Source organism: Bacillus sp. LM 4-2 (genome assembly GCF_000978495.1).
Lineage (GTDB): Bacteria > Bacillota > Bacilli > Bacillales > Bacillaceae > Bacillus > Bacillus subtilis.
Map to the genome: position 1 here is coordinate 1,758,632 of NZ_CP011101.1, position 7,935 is coordinate 1,766,566.

Here is a 7,935-nt window from a genome sequence, read left to right on the forward strand (position 1 = left end):
TCATAGAGTCGATGTTCTTTGCTGATCCTGTTATCATGTTACATCAATTTTGAGATATCAACATACATCTACGATCACGTCATAAATGAACCGCATCCAGAGCACCAATAGCAATCCTTCCAAGTTGAATCTCCTTTACTTTTTCACATATGTCTTTTCCATTTATTAATTTCATTTCAATCGCTGCTATGTGCTTTAACAACATGCATGGAAATGAGAAATCCAATAGCCGTCATAAATATAAAAAAAGAAGGTTATACACATGAATGAACCGCTTGTTTTTATGTTTTCCGGGCAAGGTTCCCAATACTATCACATGGGGAAAGAACTATTTAAGGAAAATACCGTGTTTCGCCAATCAATGCTTGAAATGGATGCCATTGCAGCACGGCGAATCGGCACATCCATTGTTGAAGAAATCTACCATCCAGGTAAACGTGTGTCAGATCCGTTTGACAGTATTCTTTTTTCCCACCCCGCCATTTTTATGATTGAGTATTCCTTATATAAGGTTTTGGAAGACAGGGGAATTTATCCTGATTACGTATTGGGATCAAGTCTGGGAGAATTCGCAGCAGCGGCAGTTTCTGGTGTGTCAGACGCAGAGGATATGCTGGATTGCATACTTGAACAGGCTATTATCATCCAGAATTCCTGCGATAAAGGAAAAATGCTGGCCATTCTTGACAAACCGCAATTGCTGAATGATCATCCGCAACTGTTTGGAAATAGTGAACTCATTTCTATCAATTATGATTCGCACTTCGTCATTTCTGGTGAAGAAGATCATATAAGGAAGATTATGGAGGATTTAAAGGAGAAGCAGATTCTTTGCCAGCTGCTTCCTGTGTCCTATGCCTTTCATTCTTCGCTTATTGATCCGGCAGAGAGTGCCTATGCAGAATTTTTAAGATCAAAATCTTTTCAAAAACCGTCAATACCGATTGTATCGAGCTTAACGGGAAGCTGCCTTCACGTAATGGACGAGAATTTCTTTTGGAATGCGGTCAGAAAGCCAATGATGTTTCGTGAAGCGATTCGATATTTGGAAAGCCAGCATACATGCAAGTTTATCGATTTAGGGCCATCCGGCACCTTAGCTGCTTTTGTGAAACAGCTGATTCCGGGTGATTCAGCTGACCGTTGCTGCTCAATCATAACACCATTTCATCAGGAGCTGAAAAATCTGAATACGGTTGAGTATTTCCGTACACCAGAAAGGAAGTTTACAAGATGATTACATATGTCTTTCCAGGGCAAGGCTCCCAGCAAAAGGGGATGGGACAAGGGCTATTTGAACAGTATCAGCATTTGACAGATCAAGCAGATCAAATATTGGGCTATTCAATAGAGAAGCTATGTACCGAAAAATCATATCTGGATGTAAATCATACTGAATACACGCAGCCGGCTTTGTATGTTGTTAATGCACTCAGTTACTTGAAGAGAGTGGAGGAGACCGGCAGAAAACCTGATTTTGCGGCAGGACACAGCTTAGGAGAATACAATGCGCTGATGGCAGCCGGTGCATTTGATTTTGAAACCGGATTAAGGCTCGTCAAAAAAAGAGGAGAATTGATGGGACGAATTACAGGGGGCGGAATGGCTGCTGTGATCGGCCTGAGTAAGGAACAAGTTACAGCCGTTTTAGAAGAGCACCGTCTTTATGACATTGATGTGGCAAATGAAAATACGCCCCAGCAAATTGTGATTTCTGGCCCGAAAAAAGAGATTGAAAAAGCTCGGGCTGTTTTTGAAAACACCAAGGATGTAAAGCTGTTTCATCCATTAAATGTGAGCGGAGCTTTTCATTCCAGATATATGAATGAAGCCAAACAGGTATTTAAGCAATATATTGACTCATTCCAGTTTGCACCTTTGGCGATCCCGGTTATCTCCAATGTCTACGCAGAGCCATACCATCAAGACAGATTAAAAGATACATTATCTGAACAAATGGACAACACAGTGAAATGGACGGACAGCATTCGTTTTCTGATGGGAAGAGGAGAAATGGAGTTTGCAGAGATTGGGCCTGGAACTGTTTTAACCGGTCTCATTCATCGGATTAAAAATGAAGCTGAACCATTGACATATATACCGAAAAAGAACCCCGCGATCAGTGCGCATCTAAAGGAGCAACGCAATGTTCAAGCCGGGATTACGGCAGAATCTTTAGGAAGTGCTGAATTTAAACAAGATTATCATCTTACATATGCTTATCTTGCAGGAGGAATGTACCGCGGCATTGCTTCGAAAGAAATGGTAGTAAAGCTGTCAAGAGCGGGAATGATGGGGTTCTTTGGCACAGGAGGTCTGAGCCTGAAAGAGGTTGAAGATGCGATCCATGCTATACAAGGTGAATTAGGAAAAGGACAAGCCTACGGCATCAATCTGGTCCACAATATGAAACATACTGAATCAGAAGAAAAAATGATCGATCTTTTATTGAGGAATCAAGTGAGCATTGTGGAGGCTTCAGCATTTTTAAGTGTCACTCCTGTATTAGTAAGGTATCGCGCAAAAGGAGTGAAACGAAATCAAAATGGTGACGTTATATGCTCAAATCGTCTCATAGCAAAAATATCACGGCCGGAAGTTGCAGAATCATTTCTGAGTCCTGCGCCTGAGAATATGCTGCAAAAGCTTTTAGGAGAAAATAAAATCACTATGAACGAAGCTGAGTTGTTGCGGTGCATTCCGATGGCTGACGATATTTGTGTAGAAGCTGATTCAGGCGGTCATACAGATGGCGGTGTGGCATACAGCCTGATGCCGGCGATGACATCTTTAAGAGATGAAATGATGAAAAAATATCAATACCGGAAAAAAATAAGAGTTGGTGCAGCTGGAGGAATTGGAACACCTGAGGCAGCGATGGCGGCTTTTATGCTAGGGGCTGATTTTATTCTAACAGGCTCAATCAATCAATGTACGGTTGAGGCGGCAACAAGTGATAAAGTAAAGGATTTGCTTCAGCAGATGAATGTACAAGATACAGCCTATGCGCCTGCAGGTGATATGTTTGAATCGGGCAGTAAAGTGCAGGTGCTAAAGAAAGGCGTGTTCTTTCCCGCACGGGCAAACAAGTTATATGAACTGTATCAGCGGTATGGGTCTATACGTGAGCTGGATGCAAAGATGCTGGCCCAGCTTGAGGAGAAATACTTTAAACGCAGTATAGAAGACATATATAAAGATATTGCATTGCATTATCCCGCGGCAGACATTGAGAAGGCTGAACAAAACCCGAAGCATAAAATGGCTTTGATTTTCCGATGGTACTTCAGATACAGTTCAAAATTGGCAATCAGCGGAAGCGAACATTCGAAGGTCGATTATCAAATTCACTGCGGTCCCGCGCTGGGAGCCTTTAATCAATGGGTTAAAGGGTCGCAATTAGAAAATTGGCGAAACCGCCATGTGGATGAAATCGGGAAAAAATTAATGACAGAAACGGCAGTATTGCTTCATGAACGGATGCAATCGATGTATCAGCCGTCGCATGAAACAGACAACATAAAAATAAAAGTTTGAATATTATGAAAATATACCTATAAAAATCATTAAAATAATCCCTCGAAGGAGAGAGCGCATTATGGATAAACAGAGAATCTTTGAAGTATTAATCACCAATATTTGCGAGGTGCTTCCTGAATTAGACGGACACAGATTTGAGCCTGAAGATCAGTTAGTTGAGCTAGGAGCTGACTCTGTAGACAGAGCTGAAATTATCACGATGGTGCTAGAGGATTTATCGTTAAAAATCCCTCGCATTGAGCTATCCGGGGTGAAAAACATCGGTGAATTAGCTGAGGTGCTTTATGACAAAGTGCAATCTGCCTGAGGTGGTGGTGACCGGTGTAGGCGTTACGGCCTCTATCGGTCAAGGGAAAGAGGACTTTGCTTCCTCGCTGCTGTCCGGCAGACATGCCTTTGATGTCATGAAGCGTTCAGGCAGACAAAAAGACAGCCGGTTTATCGGAGCCGAAATTGCGTCATTGTCTTATCCTGACCGACTCTCTAAAAAAATGTTGCGAAAAGCATCATTCTCCAGCCGCGCTGCATTGGTAACTCTCACAGAGGCTTGGGAGGAGGCTGAATTGGACGATGCAGATTCCTCACGTATCGGACTGGTTGTTGGCGGATCAAATTTTCAACAGAGAGAAAACTTTGAAGTTTATGAAAGGTATCAAGACCGCTCCGGTTTTATTTCTCCGGCGTATGGTCTGTCTTTCATGGACAGCGATCTTTGCGGGATATGTACAGATCAGTTTGGCATCACGGGATTAGCATATACGGTGGGAGGAGCTTCGGCCAGCGGCCAGTTAGCAGTCATTCATGCGATTCAGCAAGTCCTGTCAGGCGAAGTTGATACTTGCATAGCACTTGGTGCTTTAATGGATCTTTCTTATATGGAATGCGAGGCGCTAAGGGCTTTAGGCGCTATGGGGACGGACAAATATGCTGATGAACCTGAAAATGCGTGCCGTCCCTTCGATCAAAACAGAGACGGGTTTATCTATGGAGAATCGTGCGGTGCATTGGTAATAGAACGAAAGGAGACGGCTTTACGAAGAGGTCTAAAACCTTATGCAGCATTGTCTGGCTGGTCAATCAAACTGGACGGAAACCGGAATCCTGATCCTTCATTAGAAGGAGAGATTCATGTCATCCAGAAGGCACTGGAGCGTGCCAGGCTTTTACCAGAAGATATTGATTATATTAATCCTCATGGAACAGGCTCTTTTATTGGAGATGAAATAGAATTAAAGGCGCTCCGTGCATGCCGGCTTTCCCATGCTTATATCAATGCAACAAAATCGATAACCGGACACGGGCTTAGTGCGGCGGGCATCGTAGAGATTATTTCTGTTTTGCTGCAAATGAAAAAATCTGCCCTGCATCCGAGCAGGAATTTGGATCATCCAATCGATGATTCCTTTCATTGGGTAAATGAGAAATCGATTTCATACCGCATCAAAAATGCGCTGAGCTTAAGCATGGGGTTTGGCGGAATGAACACCGCGGTTTGTATACAAAACATTGAGAAATGTGGAGGCGAATCATAAATGGTTTCAGCCGGAATAGAAGCGATGAATGTCTTTGGCGGAACGGCATACCTTGATGTCATGGAGCTGGCCAAATACAGACACTTAGATACTGCGAGATTTGAAAATTTATTAATGAAAGAAAAAGCGGTAGCACTGCCTTATGAAGATCCCGTGACCTTCGGAGTCAATGCAGCTAAGCCGATTATTGATGCTTTATCTGAAGCAGAGAAGGACCGGATTGAATTGCTGATCACTTGCTCTGAATCCGGGATCGACTTTGGGAAATCGTTAAGTACATATATCCATGAATATTTAGGTCTCAACCGCAACTGCCGTTTGTTTGAGGTTAAACAGGCGTGTTATTCAGGGACAGCGGGATTTCAGATGGCGGTGAATTTTATATTATCCCAGACTTCTCCGGGTGCCAAAGCACTGGTTATCGCCAGTGATATTTCACGTTTTTTAATCGCTGAGGGCGGAGACGCTTTAAGCGAAGATTGGTCTTATGCGGAACCGAGCGCCGGAGCGGGAGCGGTGGCCGTTTTAGTTGGCGAAAATCCCGAGGTGTTTCAAATAGATCCCGGAGCAAATGGTTATTACGGCTATGAAGTGATGGACACGTGCCGCCCCATTCCCGACAGTGAAGCGGGAGATTCTGATCTGTCTTTAATGTCATATTTGGATTGCTGCGAACAGACTTTTCTGGAATATCAAAAGCGTGTACCGGGTGCCAATTATCAGGACACGTTTCAATATCTTGCTTACCATACGCCCTTTGGCGGGATGGTGAAAGGTGCGCACCGGACAATGATGCGTAAGGTAGCGAAGGTGAAAACATCCGGGATTGAGACGGATTTTTTAACTCGGGTAAAACCAGGTTTAAACTACTGTCAACGGGTTGGAAATATTATGGGGGCAGCCTTGTTTCTGGCATTGGCCAGCACGATAGACCAAGGGAGATTTGATACGCCTAAACGAATTGGCTGTTTTTCCTACGGATCCGGCTGCTGTTCTGAATTTTACAGCGGAATTACAACTCCGCAAGGCCAGGAGCGTCAGCGAACATTTGGTATTGAGAAGCATTTGGATCGCCGGTATCAGCTCTCCATGGAAGAGTATGAGCTATTGTTTAAGGGGAGCGGGATGGTGCGGTTTGGGACGCGCAATGTAAAGCTGGACTTTGAGATGATACCGGGCATCATGCAGTCCACTCAAGAGAAGCCGCGCTTGTTTTTAGAAGAAATTTCTGAGTTTCATCGGAAGTACAGGTGGATCTCGTGACCTATCAAACGATAAAGGTCCGCTTTCAAGCATCGGTTTGCTATATTACCTTTCACCGTCCTGAAGCGAATAATACGATTAATGACACGCTGATAGAAGAATGCTTGCAAGTGTTAAACCAATGTGAAACATCAACGGTGACGGTTGTCGTTTTAGAGGGGCTTCCCGAGGTGTTTTGTTTCGGAGCGGATTTTCAAGAAATCTATCAGGAAATGAAAAGGGGCAGAAAACAGGCAAGCTCCCAAGAGCCTCTCTATGATTTGTGGATGAAATTGCAGACCGGCCCTTATGTCACGATTTCGCATGTCAGGGGAAAAGTGAATGCCGGCGGTCTTGGATTTGTATCTGCCACAGATATTGCCATTGCTGATCAGACGGCGTCATTCAGTCTCTCTGAGCTGCTATTCGGCCTGTACCCTGCTTGTGTTTTACCGTTTCTGATCCGCCGTATCGGCCGGCAGAAAGCGCATTATATGACGCTTATGACAAAGCCGATTTCCGTTCAGGAAGCCAGTGAATGGGGGTTAATAGATGCTTTTGATGCTGAAAGTGACGTGCTGCTGAGAAAGCATTTATTGCGTTTGCGGAGGCTGAATAAAAAAGGAATCGCACATTATAAACAGTTTATGAGCTCACTTGATCATCAAGTCAGTCGTGCGAAAGCCACCGCTTTAACTGCAAATCAAGACATGTTTTCTGATCCTCAAAACCAAATGGGAATCATCAGGTATGTTGAAACAGGACAATTCCCATGGGAGGATCAGTAACCGTTTAAAAATGACAATCAGAACCGTTAGGAGGACATCATGACGCATTCTGTTGTAGAGCTTATCGAAATTGAATCCGCCATTATTCAGGTAAAGATGCAAGATCGCACTCATAAAAACGCGTTTTCACAAGAACTTACAGACGATTTAATTCAAGCGTTTGAATACATACGGCAGAATCCCAAATACAAAGCGGTCATTTTGACAGGATATGATAATTATTTTGCTTCAGGAGGAACGCAAGAAGGACTGCTTCGAATTCAACAGGGATTGACCAAGTTCACTGATGACAATCTTTATTCTCTGGCGCTGGATTGCGAGATTCCAGTTATTGCGGCAATGCAGGGCCATGGAATTGGAGGCGGCTTTGTCATGGGGCTCTTTGCTGACATTGTCATTCTGAGCAGAGAAAGCGTGTATACGGCTAATTTTATGAAATACGGATTTACGCCTGGAATGGGCGCTACCTTTATCGTTCCTAAAAAACTGGGTTTCAGCCTGGCCCAGGAAATATTATTGAATGCGGGCAGCTACCGCGGAGCTGATCTTGAAAAAAGAGGGGTTCCTTTTAAGGTGCTGCCCCGTGCAGAAGTGTTAGATTATGCAGTGGAGCTGGCGCAAGAACTGGCGGAAAAGCCGAGAAACTCACTGGTTACACTGAAAGATCATTTGGTTGCCCCGCTTCGCGATCAGCTGCCGCGCGTCATTGAACAGGAATTGATGATGCATGAGAAAACATTTCATCATGAAGAAGTCAAAAGTAGAATCAAAGGTTTATATGGTAATTAACTGAAAATATATATAAATTTTGCAGGTGAAATGGAGGCAGCGTG

Annotated in this window: 7 protein-coding genes; all 7 read left to right on the forward strand. The window is 43.8% G+C overall.

Annotation, left to right across the window (positions count from 1 at the left end):
• Window positions 1-262 precede the first annotated feature (262 nt).
• The 7 genes from bslm_RS08915 (at window position 263) to bslm_RS08945 (ending at window position 7,891) form a co-directional block, all read left to right on the forward strand.
• Window positions 263-1,237, forward strand: a complete 975-nt coding sequence (locus tag bslm_RS08915) for an acyltransferase domain-containing protein (protein ID WP_003231814.1) — start codon at window positions 263-265, stop codon at window positions 1,235-1,237.
• Window positions 1,234-3,537: an ACP S-malonyltransferase gene (fabD, locus tag bslm_RS08920; RefSeq protein ID WP_003231811.1), complete on the forward strand. Its 2,304-nt coding sequence runs from the start codon at window positions 1,234-1,236 to the stop codon at window positions 3,535-3,537. The genes bslm_RS08915 and fabD overlap by 4 nt, the downstream gene beginning before the upstream one ends.
• Window positions 3,538-3,598: 61 nt before the next feature.
• Window positions 3,599-3,847 carry an acyl carrier protein gene (locus tag bslm_RS08925; protein WP_003231809.1) on the forward strand — a complete coding sequence of 83 codons (249 nt, stop codon included), beginning with the start codon at window positions 3,599-3,601 and terminating at the stop codon, window positions 3,845-3,847.
• Window positions 3,825-5,072: a polyketide biosynthesis malonyl-ACP decarboxylase PksF gene (gene pksF / locus bslm_RS08930; RefSeq protein ID WP_003245287.1), complete on the forward strand. Its 1,248-nt coding sequence runs from the start codon at window positions 3,825-3,827 to the stop codon at window positions 5,070-5,072. The genes bslm_RS08925 and pksF overlap by 23 nt, the downstream gene beginning before the upstream one ends.
• Window positions 5,073-6,335, forward strand: coding sequence for a polyketide biosynthesis 3-hydroxy-3-methylglutaryl-ACP synthase PksG (gene pksG / locus bslm_RS08935; RefSeq protein ID WP_003231805.1), 1,263 nt, complete (start codon window positions 5,073-5,075; stop codon window positions 6,333-6,335).
• Window positions 6,323-7,102 carry an enoyl-CoA hydratase/isomerase gene (locus tag bslm_RS08940; RefSeq protein ID WP_010886512.1) on the forward strand — a complete coding sequence of 260 codons (780 nt, stop codon included), beginning with the start codon at window positions 6,323-6,325 and terminating at the stop codon, window positions 7,100-7,102. The genes pksG and bslm_RS08940 overlap by 13 nt, the downstream gene beginning before the upstream one ends.
• A 39-nt stretch (window positions 7,103-7,141) precedes the next feature.
• Window positions 7,142-7,891 carry a polyketide synthase gene (locus bslm_RS08945; RefSeq protein WP_003231800.1) on the forward strand — a complete coding sequence of 250 codons (750 nt, stop codon included), beginning with the start codon at window positions 7,142-7,144 and terminating at the stop codon, window positions 7,889-7,891.
• The last annotated feature ends 44 nt before the right edge of the window (window positions 7,892-7,935 follow it).

What these genes read in the sequence shown, in the direction of transcription:
- bslm_RS08915 (WP_003231814.1), top strand. Translation starts at nt 263, where the DNA reads ATGAATGAACCGCTTGTTTTTATGTTTTCCGGGCAAGGTTCCCAATAC.
- fabD (WP_003231811.1), top strand. Translation starts at nt 1,234, where the DNA reads ATGATTACATATGTCTTTCCAGGGCAAGGCTCCCAGCAAAAGGGGATG.
- bslm_RS08925 (WP_003231809.1), top strand. Translation starts at nt 3,599, where the DNA reads ATGGATAAACAGAGAATCTTTGAAGTATTAATCACCAATATTTGCGAG.
- pksF (WP_003245287.1), top strand. Translation starts at nt 3,825, where the DNA reads ATGACAAAGTGCAATCTGCCTGAGGTGGTGGTGACCGGTGTAGGCGTT.
- pksG (WP_003231805.1), top strand. Translation starts at nt 5,073, where the DNA reads ATGGTTTCAGCCGGAATAGAAGCGATGAATGTCTTTGGCGGAACGGCA.
- bslm_RS08945 (WP_003231800.1), top strand. Translation starts at nt 7,142, where the DNA reads ATGACGCATTCTGTTGTAGAGCTTATCGAAATTGAATCCGCCATTATT.